This window comes from Kitasatospora sp. NPDC057595 (assembly GCF_042800875.1).
Lineage (GTDB): Bacteria > Actinomycetota > Actinomycetes > Streptomycetales > Streptomycetaceae > Kitasatospora.
Genome location: NZ_JBHVGL010000002.1, coordinates 279237 through 296024 on the forward strand (window position 1 = coordinate 279237; position 16788 = coordinate 296024).

The window sequence follows — 16788 nt, forward strand, 5'->3', positions numbered from 1 at the left end:
ATCGGCCACATGTCCGGTTCCCATCGCACCTCTCCGTACCCGTCGTACGAGCCGGTGTACGAGGCGCCGCAGCAGCCGTACGGGGTGCCGCCGCAGTCCTACGGGGCGCCGCAGCAGCCGTACGGCGGCCGGCAGGAGCACGACGGCGGGCAGGACTACGACGGCCCGCTGTACGAGGACCCGGAGGCCGGGGACGGCTACCGGAGCCTGGCCGAGCACGACGTGTACGACCGGCCGTTCCAGGCCCAGCCCGCCGAGCCGCCGGCGCCGCCCGCCCCGCCGCGGCAGCGGGCCGCCGCTCCGGCCGGTGGCCGCGCGGCCGCCCGCAACCACCGGCGCAAGGCCAGGAAGAAGCGCACCGGCCGCGCCGCCGTCGCCGGTACCGCCCTGCTGCTGGCGGCCGCCGCCGGCTGGTACACCGTCGGCCAGGACACCGACCGGCCCGGTGTCACCGCCGCCGACGGCTCCGGCCCCGAGGGCGTCGGCACCCCGGACCGCCCGGCCGACCAGGCCTCGCCGGCCGCCCCGGCCGCCGCGGCCGCCGACGCCCGGCAGGCCGAGACGCCCGCCGCGGGCCGCAGCGAGGCCCGCGACGACGGTTCGGTCGAGGTGATCCCCGGCCTCGGCGCCTCCTTCGTCGCCCGGATACCCGCCGAGACCAACCAGGTGGTGGTGGCCACCGGCGAGGGCGTGGACACCAACCGGACCTCCGTGACGCTGTGGAGCCGCACCGCCGAGGGCCGCTGGCTGGGCGGCGAGAACTGGCAGGGCCACAACGCCTTCAAGGGCTGGACCACCGACCACAACGAGGGCGACCTGCGCAGCCCGATCGGCGTCTTCTCGCTCACCGACGCCGGCGGCCGCAAGGCCGACCCGGGCAGCAGGCTGCCCTACGACAAGGACCCGAACTTCGTGGTCTCCGGCACGGGCTTCGCCGGCGAGCAGCTGGCCGGCTCCTTCGACTACGTCGTCGCGATCAACTACAACCGGGTGCCCGGCAACTCCCCGCTCGACCCGCGCCGCCCGAGCGGCTCGACCAAGGGCGGCGGGATCTGGATCCACGTCGACCACGGCGGTCCGACGCACGGCTGCGTCTCCATACCGGAGGAGAAGATGACGCAGCTGATCCGCACCCTCGACCCGGCCGCCCGGCCGGTGATCGTGATGGGCGACGCCGCCTCGCTGGCGGTCTGAGCGGCGGTTTCCGGCCGTTCCCGGCGGTTCCCGGCCGAATCCGCCGCCCCGCGCCGCGCGTGCGCGGGGCCCGCCGCCCGTCTGCCGCAACGGTCCTTGTCGGCCTCCTACACTTTCCCGGCGCGGATCCTGTAGCCGGTCGCGCCCCGCTGACCAGTGGGTAACCGGGTTGAGTGGGCAGTATGAGCGGTTCGCGCATCGTGGCACTCGGCCACTACCAGCCCCCCAAGGTCCTCACCAACGACGACCTGGCCAAGCTGGTCGACACCGACGACGAGTGGATCCGCAGCCGGGTGGGCATCCGGACGCGGCACATCGCGGAGGGCGAGACCGTCGTCGACCTCGCCACCGAGGCGGCGCAGAAGGCGCTGGCCAACAGCGGCCGGTCGGCGTCCGAGGTCGACCTGGTCGTGGTCGCCACCTGCACCGCGGTGGAGCGCAGCCCCAACACGGCCGCCGCCGTCGCCGCCCGGCTGGGGGTGCGCGCGCCGGCCGCCTACGACATCAACACGGTCTGCTCGGGCTTCTCCTACGCGCTGGCCACCGCCGACCACGCGATCCGCGCCGGGGCGGCCCGGACGGCCCTGGTGATCGGCGCGGAGCGGATGTCGGACACCCTCGACTGGACCGACCGCTCCACCTGCGTGATCTTCGGCGACGGCGCCGGCGCGGCGCTGGTCGAGGCCCAGGAGGAGGGCGCCGAGCCGGGGATCGGCCCGGTGGTCTGGGGCTCGGAGCCGGAGAAGGGCGACGCCGTGGTGATCACCGGCTGGGACCCGGTGATCAGCCAGCAGGGCCAGTCGGTGTTCCGCTGGGCGACCACCCAGATCGCCCCGCTGGCCCGGCAGGCCTGCGAGCGGGCCGGGATCGACCCCTCCGAGCTGAAGGGCTTCGTGCCGCACCAGGCCAACCTGCGGATCATCGACGCCATCGCCAACCGGCTCGGGGTCACCGACGCCGTGGTGGCCCGGGACGTGGTGGAGTCCGGCAACACCTCGGCGGCCTCCGTCCCGCTGGCCTTCTCCAAGCTGGTCGAGCGCGGCGAGCTGTCGCCCGGCGACCCGGTGCTGCTGTTCGGCTTCGGCGGCGGCCTCGCCTACGCGGGGCAGGTCGTCCGCTGCCCCTGAGGCCGCTCCGGCAGCCGCTGACACGCCTGTGGGCGGTCACCCGTCCAGGGTGACCGCCCACAGGCGTGTCGTGGCGCGCTGCGGACCGCCGGCGGACCTCCCCCGAGGACACGGCCGCCGTCCGTCGTACCCCGGACAGGAGGCCGGGGCGCGCGCGAAGCGGAAGGTGGGGTCGAGACGGATCGGTCTACTTGGGCGCCTTCTTGCCGGTGACGCCCAGGTACACCAGGGGAGCGAGGTTGGGCTTGAGGTCCTTGACCTTGACGCCCCACGAGGTGAAGGCCTTCTGGTGCTCGGCCGCCGAGGCGAGCAGCGAGACCAGCGATCCGGCGACGGCGGCCGGGTCCAACGACTTGTCGGACTGCCCCTTCGCCTGGAGTTCCTTGACGGCCTCCGTGAGCGGCTTGGCGACCGCGTTGAGGACGGTCATGCGGATCTTGAAGAACCGCTTGTCCCCTTCGGCGGCACCGAGCGTGACCACTCGGAGAATGGCGTCGTTCTTGCGCCAGAAGGCGAGGAATCCGTCGACCAGTTCTTCCGAAGTGGCCGTGCCGGACTTCCCTGCCCAGGACTTTCCGGCCACCAGCTCTTTGAGCGTGTCGGCGTCCTTGGCCATTTCCTCGGCGATTTCGAGGACGGCGCCCTCGACATCCGGGAAGTACTGGTAGAAGGTCGCGGGGGAGGTACCCGCCATACGGGCGACGTCGATGACCTTGACGTCCCGATAGGGCGACGTGCTGAGCATCTCGCGGAGGCAGTCGAGCAGCTTCTGCCGCGTCTCCTGTCCGCGTCGCCCGGCGACGCGACCGTCGACGGTGCGAACTTGTCCTGTCATGCCGTCAGCTTACCGTGGCCCGATCTTGGCGCGATTCGGTGATGTGACAATTACTCCGCACGGGGGTTGGTATAGCCGCTCGGAGCCCTTCGGACGGATATTCATCGCCCTCCGTGGCCCTCCTTGACGCCCCCCCGTGCACCGGCGACGCCGCAGGGTGACGAACCCTTCGCTGAGGGGTTATCGAGTAACGCAGAGTGACGATCAGATCGGCGATGTGACCTGCCCCTCGCCACACTCCCGGGCGTGTCGGGTGCAAGCCGATGCCGGAGCGGACGTCAGGATCCGGCCGTTTCGAAGTCGCTGACCGGGCGGTGGGGCCTCCCGGTGGCCGCACGGCGCTCTGGGCGGGGGAGGTTGGAGATGGGCCGGGCGGCATTGGAGAATCGGGACCGGCACCACGCGGCGGGTGCTCGGCACCACGCGGGCGGTGCTACAAGACGGGGAGGTGGCAGCGGGTGGACCAGCTGACGGCGCACGATCCGAGGCGGATCGGGCCCTTCGAGGTGCTGGGGCGGCTCGGGGCGGGCGGCATGGGCCTGGTCTACCTGGCGCGGTCGGCGTCCGGCCGGCGGGTGGCGATCAAGACCGTCCGGGGGGAGCTGGCCGAGGACGAGCTGTTCCGGGTCCGCTTCGCCCGGGAGATCGCGGCCGCCAAGACGGTGGGCGGCTTCTACACGGCGGCCGTGGTCGACGCCGACGCGGACGCCCGGGTGCCCTGGCTGGCCACCGCGTACGTCCCGGCGCCGTCCCTGGAGGACCTGGTCACCGACTGCGGGCCGCTGCCGGTCGGGGCGGTGCGCTGGCTGGTGGCCGGCATCGCCGAGGCCCTGCAGTCCATCCACGCCGCCGGGCTGGTCCACCGCGACCTCAAGCCGTCCAACGTGCTGGTCGTCGAGGACGGTCCCCGGGTGATCGACTTCGGCATCGCCGCCGGGGTCTCCAGCACCCGGCTCACCATGACCAACGTCGCGGTCGGCACCCCGGCGTACATGTCGCCGGAGCAGGCCCGGGACAGCCGGGGCGTCACCGGCGCCAGCGATGTCTTCTCGCTCGGCTCGCTGCTGGTCTTCTGTGCCACCGGCCACCCGCCGTACCGGGGCGCCAACCCGGTGGAGACGGTCTTCCAGCTGCTGCGCGACCAGCCCGACCTCTCCGGCCTGCCGGTGGAGCTGGTGGACCTGGTGCGCGCCTGCATGCGCCCGGCCCCCGAGCACCGGCCGACCCCGGAGCAGATCCAGGCCGAGCTGGCCCCGCACCTGTTCTCCCGGGACGACGCCTCCGGCGAGGCCGGGGACTGGCTGCCGCCCGACGCGCTCGCCCTGATCGAGCACAAGCGGGGCCGCCGCACACCGCCGCCGGCCGTCGCGCCGCAGCAGGCCCCGCACCAGCCGCCGCACCCGGCCGCGCCGCCGTCGCTGCCGGCGCAGCCCCCGGCGTCGCACCCGGGCCAGGAGGACCCCCGCACCCGGGCGGTCGCCGGGCACGCGGGGCCGCACGCGGGGCCGCCCGCCGGGCCGGTGCGCAGCGGGCCGCCCGGGCCGGACACCGAGGCCGCCACCGAGAAGCTGGCCGCCCCCAGCCGGCACCGCCGGCCGGCCGCCGCGGAGGGCGACGAGGTGCGGCTGCCCGGTGCCTCGGTCCGGATAGGGCCGGGGCCGCGCGCCGAGCAGGCCGGCCCCGGCGCGCCGCCCGCCGAGACCGACTGGGTCCGCCGGATCACCCCGCCCCCGGCCCGCGCCGCCCGCTGGCGCCCCTGGCGGTTCCGGATGTCCAACGAGGTCTGGGGCACCCCTGTGGTGGCCGACGGCACCCTGTTCGTCTCCAGCTTCGAGGTGCACGCCCTGGACATCGCGTCCGGCCAGCGCCGCTACAAGACCCGGGACGTCGCCTGGGCGCTCGCCGTGGACGCCGGGCGGGTGCACGCGGCCGACGGCCCGCACCTGTACACGGTCGACGTCACGGACGGCACCGAGCGCTGGCGGCACTCGCTGGACGGCTGGGTGTACTCGCTGGACGCGGCCGAGGGCGTGCTCTGCTGCGGCGTACGGGGCGGGGGCGTCCAGCTGCGCTCGGCGGCCACCGGCGCCGAGCTGTGGCGCGCCGACGACGCCCAGCAGGACTTCGAGAACCCGCAGTCCGGCCCGGCCCTGGTGGGCGGCTCGGCGTACTACTACGGGGGCGGGCGGCTGCGCTGCGTGGATCCGCGCGGTTCGGGCCTGCGCTGGTCGGTCCCGGTCGGCGAGGACGTGCCCTCCCGCCCGGTCGAGCGCTCCGGCGTGCTGTACGTGACGGCCGGCACCCGGGTGTACGCGCTGGACGCGGCGAGCGGCGCCGAGCGCTGGCGGTTCGAGGCCCCGGTGGTGCTGTTCACCCCGCCGGCGCTGGACGCCGACGCGGTCTACGTCGCGGACTACCTGGGCACCGTGTACGCGCTGGACGCGGCCACCGGCCGGGACCGCTGGCGCGCGGTCACCGGCACCCGGCAGGGCGCCGAGCCGGTGGTGGTCGGGGAGGGCATGGTGCTGGTCGGCAGCGGCGAGGTGCTCTACGCCTTCGAGGCGGGCAGCGGCCGGGAGCGCTGGCGGTACACCGCGCGCGGCGAGATCGTCGGCTCGCCGGCGGTCGCGGACGGGCTGGTCCACCTCGGCAGCCGGGACCACTCGCTGCACACCGTGGACCTGGCCAGCGGCCAGCTGCGCTGGGAGCTGGGCACCAAGGGGGAGCTGACCGGCTCGCCGGTGGCGATCGGGGGCAGGGTCTTCGTCGGCAGCAAGGACCGCTGCGTCTACGCGCTGGACGCCTTCTACGGCACGGCAGTGCCCTCGCACTGACGCGGGGGCGCGCCGCCCGGGGCGTACGGTCCCGGGGCGCGGGACGGCGGGAGCCCTCGGGCCCCCGCCGTGGCTGCGCTACTTCCGGGCCTCCGGGTGGCGGCTGCACCAGCCTTCCCAGGCCGAGGCGACCATGGACTCGACCCCGTGCCCGGCGGTCCAGCCCAGCTCGCGCCGGATCAGCTCGGCCGAGGCGACCACCCGGGCCGGGTCGCCGGCGCGACGCGGGGTGATCTCGGGGGTGGTGTCGTACCCGGTGACCTTGCCGATCACGTCCAGCATCTCGCGGACGCTGACGCCCTCGCCGCGTCCGATGTTGAGGACCAGCGCGGTCTCCCCGGCCGGGTCGGCCGCCAGCCGCTTCGCCGCCGCCACGTGGGCCGAGGCGATGTCGGAGACGTGGATGAAGTCACGGACGCAGGTGCCGTCCGGGGTGGGGTAGTCGGCGCCGAAGACCCGGGGGGCCTGACCGGCGGTGAGGCGCTCGAAGACCATCGGGATCAGGTTGAACACACCGGCGTCGGAGAGCTCCGGCGAGGCGGCGCCGGCCACGTTGAAGTAGCGCAGCGCGACGGTGGACATCCCGTACGCCTTGCCGGCCGCGGCCACCAGCCACTCGCCGGCGAGCTTGGTCTCGCCGTACGGGCTCATCGGCGCGCAGGGGGTCGACTCGGTCACCAGGTCGACGTCCGGCATGCCGTAGACGGCGGCGGAGGAGGAGAACAGGAAGCGCTTGACGCCGCCCTCGGCCGCGGCCTCCAGGACGGTCTGCAGGCCGATCATGTTCTCGCGGTAGTACAGGAAGGGCTGCTCGACCGACTCGCCGACCTGCTTCTTGGCGGCGAAGTGGAGGATGCCCTCCACCTGGTGCTCGCGGATGGCCGCGTCCAGGGCGGTCCGGTCCAGGGTCGACCCCTCGACCAGGGCGACCCCCTCGGGCAGCCGGGTCCGGTCGCCGGTGCTGAGGTCGTCCAGGACGGCCACGCGCTCGCCCGCGTCGAGGAGCTGCTGCACGACGTGCCCGCCGATGTATCCGGCGCCGCCGGTGATCAACCAAGTCATGGCCGAATCCTAGGGCGTGAGGATTTCGCGACGGTGCTGTGGGCGCGTCGGAGCCGGAGATTCGGACATTTCGCTGAAATGCTGACAAAGATCTCTGTCACGCCGAGGAGTCCGGAGGCCGTCACGGTGAACCGCAAGAAGGAGCCCACCCGTCCGATTCCCGCCGGACCCCGTCCGGCCGGGCCCGGGGCCTTCGCGGCGCTGACCGCGCTCGCGCTGGCGCTGGCGGGGTGCAGCAGCGGCACGTCCTCGGACGCCTCCTCCCCGCCGGAGAGCGGCTCCCCGAGTGTCACCGCCGGGGCCACCGGCAGCGCCCAGCCGGGCGGCGCCAACCAGCTCCAGACCGACTACCAGCGGGTGATCAAGGACGTGCTGCCCTCGGTGGTGCAGATCACCACCGGGAGCGGCCTCGGCTCCGGGATCGTCTACGACGACAAGGGCGACATCGTCACCAACGCCCACGTGGTCGGCACCGCCACCACCTTCGCCGTCACCCTGGCCGGCAGCACCAAGCCGCTGGACGCCACGCTGGTCGCCAGCTACCCGGACTCCGACCTCGCGGTGATCAAGCTGAGCAGCCCGCCGGGCGGTCTCAAGCCGGCCTCCTTCGGGGACTCCACCAAGGTCGAGCTGGGCCAGATCACCCTCGCCATGGGCAGCCCGCTCGGACTCTCCAGCAGCGTCACCCAGGGCATCGTCTCGGCCACCGGCCGCACCGTCTCCGAGCCGTCCAGCGCGGGCTCTCCGGGCGCCGTCATCGGCAACATGGTGCAGACCTCGGCCGCGATCAATCCCGGCAACAGCGGCGGCGCGCTGGTCAACCTGGACAGCCAGGTGATCGGCATCAACACGCTCGCCGCCACCGAGCCGGAGTCCAACGGGGCCGCCGCCCCGGGCATCGGCTTCGCCATCCCGGCGTCCACCGTGACCAGCATCGCCGACCAGCTGATCAAGGAGGGCAAGGTCACCAACTCCGGGCGGGCCGCCCTCGGCATCACCGCCCGGACCTTCTTCGACCAGAACTTCCGCCCGGCCGGCGCCGTGGTGGTCGCCGTCGCGCCGAACGGCCCGGCCGACTCCGCGGGCCTCCAGGTCGGCGACGTGATCACCAGGATCGGCGACACCGCGGTGGACTCGCTCACCTCGCTCACCACCGCACTGGCCTCGCTGGCGCCGGACACCAAGGTGACCGTCACCTACACCCGGGACGGCCAGAGCAAGACCGCCGAGGTCACCCTCGGCACCCTGCCGACGCCCTAGGGCGTCCCGACAGCCCCCGGACGGCGGCGGCCCGCACGACCGCGCAAGGGTTCCGCGCGGCCGTCCGCCGTCCGGGCCGAGGGCTGTCGCTCCGGTCAGCGGCGGACGGTGCGGGTCCGCCAGGGGAGTTCGACGGTCACCGTGGTCGGTCCGCCGTCCGGGCTCTCCACCAGGAACACGCCGTCCACCGCGCGGATCCGCTCGGCCAGTCCGGCCAGGCCGCTGCCGGGGTAGGGGGCCGCGCCGCCCTTGCCGTCGTCCTGGACCAGCACCATCAGCTGGTCGTCGGCCCGCCAGACGTCCACCGTGGCGGAGCGGGCACCGGAGTGCTTGGAGATGTTGGTCAGCAGCTCGCTGACCGTGAAGTAGGCGATGCCCTCCACCGCCGAGTCCGGCCGCTCGGTGCCGCCGTCCCGGGCCTTCAGGTCGACGTTCACCCGGACGCCCCCCGGCACCGTGCAGCGTGCCGCCACCGAGGAGAGCGCCGCGTCCAGACCGCGGTCGGTGAGCACCGCCGGGTGGATGCCCCGGGCCAGGTCGCGCAGCTCCTGCAGGGCCAGCTTCACCTCGCCGTGGGCGTTGTCCACCATCTTCGCGGCGGCCGCCACGTCGTCCGGCGTCTCGGTCTCCCGCAGCCGCTCCTTGGCCATGCCGAGGTCCATCGCCAGCGCCACCAGGCGGGCCTGGGCGCCGTCGTGCAGGTCGCGCTCGATCCGGCGCAGGTCGGCGGCGGCGGTGTCGACCACGGTGCCGCGGTCGTCCTCCAGCTCGCGGACCCGCTCGGAGAGGGCGCCGGGGTAGAGCAGGGTCTCCACCAGCATCCGGTCCACCGCCGACTGGGCGCGGATCGCCCACGGCAGGGCCGGCCAGCCGACCAGGACGAAGACCAGGGTCAGCGCGAAGCTCAGCACGCCCCAGGGCAGCATCAGCACGTTGTAGAGGGCCGAGCGCCAGGAGAGGCCGTCGGTGAGGTGGGCGATGGCGTAGCCGGTGATGCCCGGCCGGCGGCGCGGCACCGGCTCCGGTTCGTGCACCTCGGAGCCGTACAGCGCCCGGGCCCGGCGGCGGGCGAAGCCGCTCATCGAGCGGCAGCCGGCCAGTCCGGCGGCGAGCAGCGGCAGGCCGATCACGGTGACCGACAGGGCCAGGCCGACCGACAGCGTCACGATCGTGAAGACGAAGCCGCCGATCCCCAGCGGCAGGTTCAGCAGCAGCCGCCCGACCTGCCGCCACATCCGCGCGCCGTACAGCGGGGTGCGCTCGGTGCCGGCCGGCGGCTCCTGGCCGAAGACCTCGGCCGTGCCGTCCATTCGCTTCATCTCGGTCTACCGTCCTTTTCCGGTCGAGCTGTGCCCCTAGCTTGGCCGGTCGGGGGTAGGTGGTGCCATGGGGGTGATACGTCTCCCGGGACGGGGGTTATCCCCACCCCGGCGGTGGGCGCACGGGGTGTCCACCGGTTGTCCATCGGGTGTCTTGCGGATCGGGCAGGGTGCGGGGTACCCGTGCCGTGCACTTAGACTCACGCACTGGCGATGGTTATGAGCGTGTAAAGGAACGTCGTAGAACCGCCCCGAGGGCGGGTTCCGCGGCCGATGTGGAGGCGAGGCATGGTGGGGCAGCGGGCGGCTTCGGTCGCGGCCGACCCGGCGGCCGGCGGCGGCTACTTCGACGCGTACGCCGCGATCGGCCTGCTCGCCGTCGTCGGCGTGGTCTTCGTGACGGTGGCGTTCACCGCCAACCGCCTGCTGCGGCCGGTGGTGTACTCGCCGGAGAAGCTGCTCGCCTACGAGTGCGGTGTGGACCCGGTGGGGGAGGACTGGGCGCACACCCAGATCCGCTACTACGTCTACGCCTTCCTGTACGTGATCTTCGCGGTCGACGCGATCTACCTGTTCCCGTGGGCGACCGTCTTCGCCTCCGCCGGATACGGCGCCGGGACGCTGGTCGAGATGTTCGTCTTCATCGGCTTCCTCGCGGTCGGACTGCTCTACGCCTGGAAGAAGGGCGTTCTGGAATGGACGTGACGCACACCCACTCGCACGGGCACGACGCCTCCGGCGGCCCGGTTCCGCTGGGCGTGCCGGACCCGTCGCGCCCCGGTGGCACCGTCGAGCGGCGGTCCATCGGCCCGCTGGCCCGGCTGGCTCCGGACCCGGTGAAGGTCGTCCTCAACTGGGGACGGCGCTACAGCCTCTGGTGCTTCAACTTCGGTCTGGCCTGCTGCGCGATCGAGTTCATCGCGGCCTCGATGGCCAAACACGACTTCATCCGGATGGGCGTCATCCCGTTCGCGCCGGGCCCCCGGCAGGCCGATCTGATGATCGTCTCGGGGACGGTGACCGACAAGATGGCGCCCGCCGTCAAGCGGCTCTACGAGCAGATGCCCGAGCCGAAGTACGTCATCTCCTTCGGCGCCTGCTCCAACTCCGGCGGGCCCTACTGGGACTCCTACTCGGTGACCAAGGGCGTCGACCAGATCATCCCGGTCGACGTCTACGTGCCCGGGTGCCCGCCCCGGCCGGAGGCGCTGCTCCAGGGCATTCTCAAGCTCCAGGAGAAGATCGCCGCCGAGTCGCTGCCCGGCCGCTACACCGCGCCCGCGCCCGCGGCGGCGCTGCGGCGTCCGCCGGTGGCCGGGCCCGGTGCCGCCGGTGCCGGGGCGGCCGGTGCCGGGGCGGCCGGTTCGGGTTCCGCTGAGGGAGGGGTCTCGTGACCACGGCCGAGCAGTACGCGGCGTCGGTCGGGGAGTGGGCGACCGGCGCCGAGGCGTACGGGCTGATCACCGTCGACGTGCCGGCCGAGCACTGGATCGAGGCGCTCACCGCCGCCCGGGACACCCTGGGCCTCGGCTTCTTCGACTGGCTCAGCGCCGTCGACGAGCTCGCCGAGGGCTTCTCGGTGGTCGCCCACCTCGCCGCCGTCGACGCCCCGGGCGTGCGCCACCTGGCGCTGCGCACCCGGGTGCCGCGCGACGCGGCCGCGCTGCCGACCGCCGTCCCGGTGTACGCCGGGGCCGCCTGGCACGAGCGCGAGACGCACGAGATGTTCGGCATCGACTTCCCCGGGCACCCCCATCTGATCACCCTGCTGCTGCCGGACGGCTTCGAGGGGCACCCGCTGCGCAAGGAGTTCGTGCTCGCGGCCCGGGTCGCCAAGGCCTGGCCGGGCGCCAAGGAGCCGGGCGAGTCCGACCACGGCGACGGGCCGGCGCGGCGCAAGATGCAGCCGGCCGGTGTGCCGGACCCGAACGAGTGGGGCCCGCTCAAGGGCACCTTGCCGCCGGTCGCCGAGCGGCCGGCGCGCGGTGCCCGGGCGGCCGGTGCGGCCCGGACGCCGCGTGCGGCGGCGGGTGCCGCGGGCGCCGAGGGCGCCGAGGGCGCCGCCGCGGTGCGGGCCGACCGGCCGCGGCGCACGCGTTCGGTCTCCGAGGGGTCGGCGAGCCAGACGGTCGGCGAGGCCCCTGCCACGCAGGAGGCACCCCCGCCCCCGGTGCGGGCGGACCGGCCGCGGCGCACGCGTTCGGTCTCCGACGGATCGGTGAGCCAGGCGCCCGCCGGCCCGGCCGAGGCCGCCGCGCCGCCGCCCGCCCGGACGCAGTCCTCCGACGCGCCGTGGCACAACCCGGTGCCGGCGCACGACGAGCCCGGGAAGCCGGCCGCCGGGGAACCCGCCGGCGAGGCGAAGGCGGCGGACGCCGGGAACGGTGCGGACGCCGGGAACGGTGCGGACGCCGAGAACGTCGAGAGCGCGGAGAAGACGAAGAAGCCGCCGGTCGAGTCGGCCGGCCAGGACGGAGACGGCGCGTGAACCTGTTCGACACGGTGCTGCGCTGCGTCGCCACGCTGGTCGTCTTCCTCGTCCTGCCCCTGGTCATCGGCCAGACCGAGCACAAGGTGATGGCGCACATGCAGGGCCGGCTCGGCCCGATGTACGCCGGCGGTTTCCACGGCTGGGCGCAGCTGATCGCGGACGGTGTGAAGTTCGCCCAGAAGGAGGACATCGTCCCCTCCGGCGCCGACCGGCGGATCTTCCAGCTGGCGCCCGCCGTCTCGCTGCTGCCGTACCTGCTGGTGCTGCTGGTGATCCCGGTCGGACCTGGCGGCTTCGTCGGGCAGGCGGTGGACGCCGGTCTGTTCTTCGTGCTCGCCGTCATGGGCGTCGGCGTGATCGGCAAGCTGATGGCCGGCTGGGCCTCGGCCAACAAGTTCTCGCTGCTCGGCGGTCTGCGGACGGCCGCGCAGCTGATGTCCTACGAGCTGCCGATGGTGCTCGCCGCCGCCTCCGTGGCGATGGCCGCCGGGACGCTCTCGCTGCCCGGGATCATGGACGCCTGGGAGTGGTACTGGATCCCGTGGCAGCTGATCGGCGGCTTCGTGTTCTTCACGGCCGGTCTGGCCGAGCTGCAGCGTCCGCCCTTCGACATGCCGGTCGCCGACTCCGAGATCATCTTCGGCGCGTACACCGAGTACACCGGTCTGCGCTTCGCGCTGTTCCTGCTCTCCGAGTACGCGGGCATCCTGGTGGTCTCCGCGCTGACCGCGGTGCTCTTCCTGGGCGGCTGGCACGGCCCGCTGCCGGACCAGCTCGGCTGGCTGTGGACCCTGCTGAAGACCTTCGCGCTGGCCTTCGTGGTGATCTGGCTCCGGGTCACCTACCCCCGGCTGCGCGAGGACCAGCTGATGCGCTTCGCGTGGACGGTGCTGATCCCGCTCGCCCTCGTCCAGCTGGCCCTCACCGGCATCATCAAGGTGGCGATCTCATGAGTTTCCCCGGTGCGGGCCTGGCCAAGGGCCTGGCCGTCACCCTGCGGACGATGACGAAGAAGAGCATCACCGCGCAGTACCCGGACGTGCAGCCGGTCCTTCCGCCGCGCTCGCGCGGCGTGATCGCCCTGCTGGAGGAGAACTGCACGGTCTGCATGCTCTGCGCCCGTGAGTGCCCGGACTGGTGCATCTACATCGACTCCCACAAGGAGACGCTGCCGGCCGCCGACCCGAACGCGCGCGCCCGCACCCGCAACGTGCTGGACCGCTTCGCCATCGACTTCTCGCTCTGCATGTACTGCGGGATCTGCATCGAGGTGTGCCCCTTCGACGCGCTGTTCTGGTCGCCCGAGTTCGAGTACGCGGAGACCGACATCCTGGAGCTGACCCACGAGCGGGACCGGCTGCGGGAGTGGATGTGGACGGTGCCGGTGCCGCCGGCGCTGGATCCGGCGGCCGAGGAGCCCAAGGAGATCGCCACCGCGCGCAAGGCCGCCAACAAGCTGGCGGCGGCCGCCGCCAAGGCGGCGGAGGAAGCGGAGACGGCGCAGGACGGTGGTGACGCGTGATCGGGGCCGCCACCCTGCTCGCCGCGACCGGGTCGCTGGACCCGGCCGCGCGCTCGTTCCTCTCCCCGACCGGGGCGGAGATCGTCTTCCTGCTGGTCGGCATCGCCGTGCTCGGCTCGGCCCTGGTCGCCGTCACCACCAAGCAGCTGGTGCACGCCGCGCTCTGGCTGGTGGCCGCGCTCGGCGGACTGGCCGTGGAGTTCCTGCTGCTCACCGCCGAGTTCATCGCCTGGGTGCAGGTGCTGATCTACCTCGGCTCGGTGGTCGTCCTGGTGCTGTTCGGGCTGATGCTCACCAAGGCGCCGATCGGACGCTCGCCGGACGCCGACTCCAAGAACCGCTGGGTCGCCCTGGTGGTCGCGCTGGCCTCGGCCGGGACGCTGGTGACGCTGGTCGTGGACGCCTTCCGGACGTCCTGGATCGACCTCGGCGCGGGTGGCGGCTCGACGACGGTGACCGGCGCGAGCCTGTTCCGGACCTGGGTGCTGCCCTTCGAGGCGCTCTCGGTGCTGCTGCTGGCCGCGCTGGTCGGCGCGATCGTGCTGTCGCGCGGCAACGGCCGGCGGGTGCCGGCGCCCCGGGCCGGGCGGATCCGGGCCGGCCGGCCGGTGGGCTCCAACGGGCCGGTCGCGAGGACCGCGCCCGCGCCCTCGGTCGAGCCCGTGCCTGCGTCCGAGGTTTCGGCGGAGCCCGCGCCGACCACCACCGAGCAGGAGGGCTGATGCACCTCGCCTACCCCGTCGTCCTCGCCGCGCTGCTGTTCAGCATCGGCGTCTACGGCGTGCTCGCCCGGCGCAACGTCATCCTGGTGCTGATGTCCGTCGAGCTGATGCTCAACGCCGTCAACCTCAACCTCGTCGCCTTCGACGCCTGGCTGCGCGACTCGCTGCACGCCGGGCAGGCGCTGACCCTGTTCACCATCACCGTCGCCGCCGCCGAGATCGGCCTCGGGCTCGCCATCGTCCTGCTGCTGTTCCGGGCCCGGGGCACCGCGGACATCGACCGGGCCACCGCGCTCGGCGACCCGGCCGAGTCCACCGCCGACGTCGACGGGGCGACGGCCGGAGCCGAGGCGCTGAAGGGCCGGGCCGCCGCATGAACCTCGCCCTGCCCGCCCTCGTCCCCGCGCTGCCCGCGCTCGGTGCGGCGGCCACCCTGGCCGTCGGCAAGCGCGCGCCCGGCCTCGCCCGGCCGCTGGCGATCGTGCCGGTCGCCGTCTCGGCGGTGCTCGCGCTGGTCGTCGCGCTCCAGCTCGGCAGCGGCCAGGTGCTGGACGCCGGCACCCGGCTCACCCCGACCGGCGGACCGGACATCGCGCTCGCGATCCACCTGGACGGCTTCAGCTCGCTGATCTCGGTGCTGGTCGGCCTGGTCGCCACCTGTGTGCAGGTCTACTCGACCGCGTACCTCAAGGACGACCCGCGCTACCCCTCCTACGCGGCGCTGGTCTCGCTGTTCACGGCGGCGATGTTCCTGGTCGTCTACTCCGGCGACCTGGTCGTGCTGCTGGTCGGCTGGGAGGTCATGGGCATCTGCTCGTACTTCCTGATCGGCCACCACTGGGAGACCGAGGACGCCCGCTCCGCCTCGCTCAAGGCCTTCCTGGTCACCAAGCTCGGCGACGTGCCGTTCCTGTTCGGCATCTTCCTGCTCGGCGCCGACGCCGGGAGCTTCCGGATCGAGGACGTGCTGCGGGCCGCCACCGAGGGGCGGCTCGGCCACCCGACGCTGGTCGCGCTGCTGCTGCTGGCCGGGGTGGCCGGCAAGAGCGCGCAGTTCCCGCTGCACACCTGGCTCCCGGACGCGATGGCCGGCCCGACGCCGGTCTCCGCGCTGATCCACGCCGCCACCATGGTCGCGGCCGGCATCTACCTGGTGGCCCGGCTGCTGCCGGTCTTCCTGCTCTCCGGCGCGGCGCTGGTCGTGCTGGCGGTGATGGCCGCCGTGACGATGATCGGCTCGGCGCTCAGCGCGCTCGCCCAGGACGACCTCAAACGGGTGCTCGCCTACTCGACCGTGGGCCAGCTCGGCTACATGGCCGGCGCGCTGGCCAGCGGCGACCGCCAGGCCTCGGTGTTCCACCTGGTCAGCCACGGCGCGTTCAAGGCACTGCTGTTCCTCGCGGCCGGTGTGGTGATCCACGCCGCGCACACCAACTCGATCTCCGCGATGTCCCGGATCCCCGGGCTGCGCAAGCGCGTCCCGGACGCCTACTGGACGATGGGCATCGCGCTGGTCGCCCTGGTCGGCCTGCCGCCGTTCGCCGGCTTCTTCAGCAAGGAGGCGGTGCTGACCGCCGCCGAGCACGCCGCCAACGGCGAGGCGCTGACCAACGGCCTCGGCCCCGCCTCGGCGGTGCCGCAGGCGGCCGGCTGGATCGTGCTGATCTCGGCCGGACTCACCGCGCTGCTCACGGCGGCCTACGCGGCCCGGCTGTTCCTGGTCGCCTTCCACAGCCCGGTCGGCGCGGCCGCGGCGGCGCCCGCGGTGCTGCCCGCCGCCGACCGGGGCACGGTCGTCGGCGACCACGAGGCCGGCGCGCCGTACTCGCCCGAGCTCGACGAGGCCGACCCGGCCGTCGCCGAGCCGCCCGCGATGCGCTGGCCGCTCTGGGTGCTCGCCGTGCCGACCATGGGCTTCGGCGTCGCCGGCCTGCGCTCGGACTGGCTGCCCGCGCTGCTGGACGGCGGCTCGCTGCGGCCCTCCGCGGTCACCGCCGTGATCGGCACCGGCCTCGCCGTGGTCGGCGCGCTGCTGGCCTACGGGGCCTGGCGCTCGGCCACCGCCCGGGTGCCCGAGCAGGACGGAGCCCCGGCCGCCGACGTGGTCGTCGCCGACCCCGGGCGCGCCCTGCTCGGCCCGCTGTTCGGCCCGGCCCGGCACGGCTTCGGCGTCGACCGGCTCTACAGCGCGCTGTTCGTCCGCCCGGTCGAGGCCGCCGCCCGGCTCGTCCGCTTCCTCGACCGCGAGGTCGTGGAGACGTACGTGCGCGGCGCCGGCGCCGGGGCGGGCCTGCTCGGCCGCGCCGTGCGGCTCGCCCAGACCGGCAACGCGCAGACCTACCTCAGCGCGCTGCTCGCCGGCGTCGTCCTGCTGGCCGTCCTGGTGGCGGTGTAGCCGATGCCGTACCTCCCTTCCCCGTCC

General features: G+C 73.9%; 15 protein-coding genes. 12 read left to right on the top strand and 3 right to left on the bottom strand.

The window, feature by feature from the left end; all coding sequences use genetic code 11:
- Positions 1–9 precede the first annotated feature (9 nt).
- Positions 10–1194: a L,D-transpeptidase family protein gene (locus ACFU9E_RS04695; RefSeq protein WP_380714773.1), complete on the top strand. Its 1185-nt coding sequence runs from the start codon at positions 10–12 to the stop codon at positions 1192–1194.
- Positions 1195–1376: 182 nt separating this feature from the next.
- Positions 1377–2321 carry a beta-ketoacyl-ACP synthase III gene (locus ACFU9E_RS04700; RefSeq protein ID WP_380690181.1) on the top strand — a complete coding sequence of 315 codons (945 nt, stop codon included), beginning with the start codon at positions 1377–1379 and terminating at the stop codon, positions 2319–2321.
- Between the two features lie 187 nt (positions 2322–2508).
- Here the strand turns inward: ACFU9E_RS04700 and ACFU9E_RS04705 are convergent, their stop codons facing one another.
- Positions 2509–3156, bottom strand: coding sequence for a TetR family transcriptional regulator (locus tag ACFU9E_RS04705; RefSeq protein ID WP_355358105.1), 648 nt, complete (start codon positions 3154–3156; stop codon positions 2509–2511).
- Between the two features lie 458 nt (positions 3157–3614).
- Between ACFU9E_RS04705 and ACFU9E_RS04710 the strand changes: the two genes are divergently transcribed.
- Complete coding sequence (locus ACFU9E_RS04710; RefSeq protein ID WP_380685901.1) at positions 3615–5990, top strand: PQQ-binding-like beta-propeller repeat protein; 2376 nt, start codon at positions 3615–3617, stop codon at positions 5988–5990.
- 78 nt (positions 5991–6068) lie between these two features.
- On the opposite strand, the gene galE is transcribed toward ACFU9E_RS04710, so the two are convergent.
- Positions 6069–7052 carry a UDP-glucose 4-epimerase GalE gene (gene galE, locus ACFU9E_RS04715; RefSeq protein WP_380685903.1) on the bottom strand — a complete coding sequence of 328 codons (984 nt, stop codon included), beginning with the start codon at positions 7050–7052 and terminating at the stop codon, positions 6069–6071.
- A 78-nt stretch (positions 7053–7130) separates the two neighbouring features.
- Here galE and ACFU9E_RS04720 point away from each other — a divergent pair, with 78 nt between their 5' ends.
- Positions 7131–8312 carry a S1C family serine protease gene (locus ACFU9E_RS04720; RefSeq protein ID WP_380714775.1) on the top strand — a complete coding sequence of 394 codons (1182 nt, stop codon included), beginning with the start codon at positions 7131–7133 and terminating at the stop codon, positions 8310–8312.
- A 95-nt stretch (positions 8313–8407) separates the two neighbouring features.
- Here the strand turns inward: ACFU9E_RS04720 and ACFU9E_RS04725 are convergent, their stop codons facing one another.
- The gene (locus ACFU9E_RS04725) at positions 8408–9547 is read right to left on the bottom strand and encodes a sensor histidine kinase (protein ID WP_380685911.1); all 1140 of its coding nucleotides are present in this window, start codon (positions 9545–9547) and stop codon (positions 8408–8410) included.
- Between the two features lie 372 nt (positions 9548–9919).
- On the opposite strand from ACFU9E_RS04725, the gene ACFU9E_RS04730 reads away from it, so the two are divergent.
- From ACFU9E_RS04730 to ACFU9E_RS04765, 8 genes are read left to right on the top strand one after another with little or no spacing between them, the layout of a single operon-like run.
- A complete protein-coding gene (locus ACFU9E_RS04730; protein ID WP_355358117.1) occupies positions 9920–10336 on the top strand; it encodes an NADH-quinone oxidoreductase subunit A in 417 nt (138 codons plus the stop codon).
- Positions 10327–11025, top strand: coding sequence for an NADH-quinone oxidoreductase subunit B (locus ACFU9E_RS04735; RefSeq protein WP_380685905.1), 699 nt, complete (start codon positions 10327–10329; stop codon positions 11023–11025). Before ACFU9E_RS04730 ends, ACFU9E_RS04735 begins: the two co-directional genes overlap by 10 nt.
- Positions 11022–12119: an NADH-quinone oxidoreductase subunit C gene (locus ACFU9E_RS04740; RefSeq protein WP_380714777.1), complete on the top strand. Its 1098-nt coding sequence runs from the start codon at positions 11022–11024 to the stop codon at positions 12117–12119. Before ACFU9E_RS04735 ends, ACFU9E_RS04740 begins: the two co-directional genes overlap by 4 nt.
- On the top strand, positions 12116–13075 hold the full coding sequence (gene nuoH, locus ACFU9E_RS04745; protein ID WP_380683577.1) for an NADH-quinone oxidoreductase subunit NuoH: 960 nt from the start codon (positions 12116–12118) through the stop codon (positions 13073–13075). The genes ACFU9E_RS04740 and nuoH overlap by 4 nt, the downstream gene beginning before the upstream one ends.
- Positions 13072–13644: a NuoI/complex I 23 kDa subunit family protein gene (locus tag ACFU9E_RS04750; protein ID WP_380683579.1), complete on the top strand. Its 573-nt coding sequence runs from the start codon at positions 13072–13074 to the stop codon at positions 13642–13644. The genes nuoH and ACFU9E_RS04750 overlap by 4 nt, the downstream gene beginning before the upstream one ends.
- Positions 13641–14366: an NADH-quinone oxidoreductase subunit J gene (locus ACFU9E_RS04755; protein ID WP_380683580.1), complete on the top strand. Its 726-nt coding sequence runs from the start codon at positions 13641–13643 to the stop codon at positions 14364–14366. The genes ACFU9E_RS04750 and ACFU9E_RS04755 overlap by 4 nt, the downstream gene beginning before the upstream one ends.
- Positions 14366–14743 carry an NADH-quinone oxidoreductase subunit NuoK gene (gene nuoK, locus ACFU9E_RS04760; protein WP_380683581.1) on the top strand — a complete coding sequence of 126 codons (378 nt, stop codon included), beginning with the start codon at positions 14366–14368 and terminating at the stop codon, positions 14741–14743. Before ACFU9E_RS04755 ends, nuoK begins: the two co-directional genes overlap by 1 nt.
- Positions 14740–16761, top strand: a complete 2022-nt coding sequence (locus ACFU9E_RS04765) for an NADH-quinone oxidoreductase subunit L (protein ID WP_380683582.1) — start codon at positions 14740–14742, stop codon at positions 16759–16761. The genes nuoK and ACFU9E_RS04765 overlap by 4 nt, the downstream gene beginning before the upstream one ends.
- Positions 16762–16788 lie beyond the last annotated feature (27 nt).

Excerpts from the sequence above, each read along its gene's own strand:
- ACFU9E_RS04705 (WP_355358105.1), bottom strand. The coding sequence starts at position 3,156 with ATGACAGGACAAGTTCGCACCGTCGACGGTCGCGTCGCCGGGCGACGC.
- galE (WP_380685903.1), bottom strand. The coding sequence starts at position 7,052 with ATGACTTGGTTGATCACCGGCGGCGCCGGATACATCGGCGGGCACGTC.
- ACFU9E_RS04750 (WP_380683579.1), top strand. The coding sequence starts at position 13,072 with ATGAGTTTCCCCGGTGCGGGCCTGGCCAAGGGCCTGGCCGTCACCCTG.
- ACFU9E_RS04700 (WP_380690181.1), top strand. The coding sequence starts at position 1,377 with ATGAGCGGTTCGCGCATCGTGGCACTCGGCCACTACCAGCCCCCCAAG.
- ACFU9E_RS04735 (WP_380685905.1), top strand. The coding sequence starts at position 10,327 with ATGGACGTGACGCACACCCACTCGCACGGGCACGACGCCTCCGGCGGC.
- ACFU9E_RS04725 (WP_380685911.1), bottom strand. The coding sequence starts at position 9,547 with ATGTGGCGGCAGGTCGGGCGGCTGCTGCTGAACCTGCCGCTGGGGATC.
- ACFU9E_RS04720 (WP_380714775.1), top strand. The coding sequence starts at position 7,131 with ATGCTGACAAAGATCTCTGTCACGCCGAGGAGTCCGGAGGCCGTCACG.
- ACFU9E_RS04730 (WP_355358117.1), top strand. The coding sequence starts at position 9,920 with ATGGTGGGGCAGCGGGCGGCTTCGGTCGCGGCCGACCCGGCGGCCGGC.
- nuoK (WP_380683581.1), top strand. The coding sequence starts at position 14,366 with ATGCACCTCGCCTACCCCGTCGTCCTCGCCGCGCTGCTGTTCAGCATC.
- ACFU9E_RS04765 (WP_380683582.1), top strand. The coding sequence starts at position 14,740 with ATGAACCTCGCCCTGCCCGCCCTCGTCCCCGCGCTGCCCGCGCTCGGT.
- ACFU9E_RS04695 (WP_380714773.1), top strand. The coding sequence starts at position 10 with ATGTCCGGTTCCCATCGCACCTCTCCGTACCCGTCGTACGAGCCGGTG.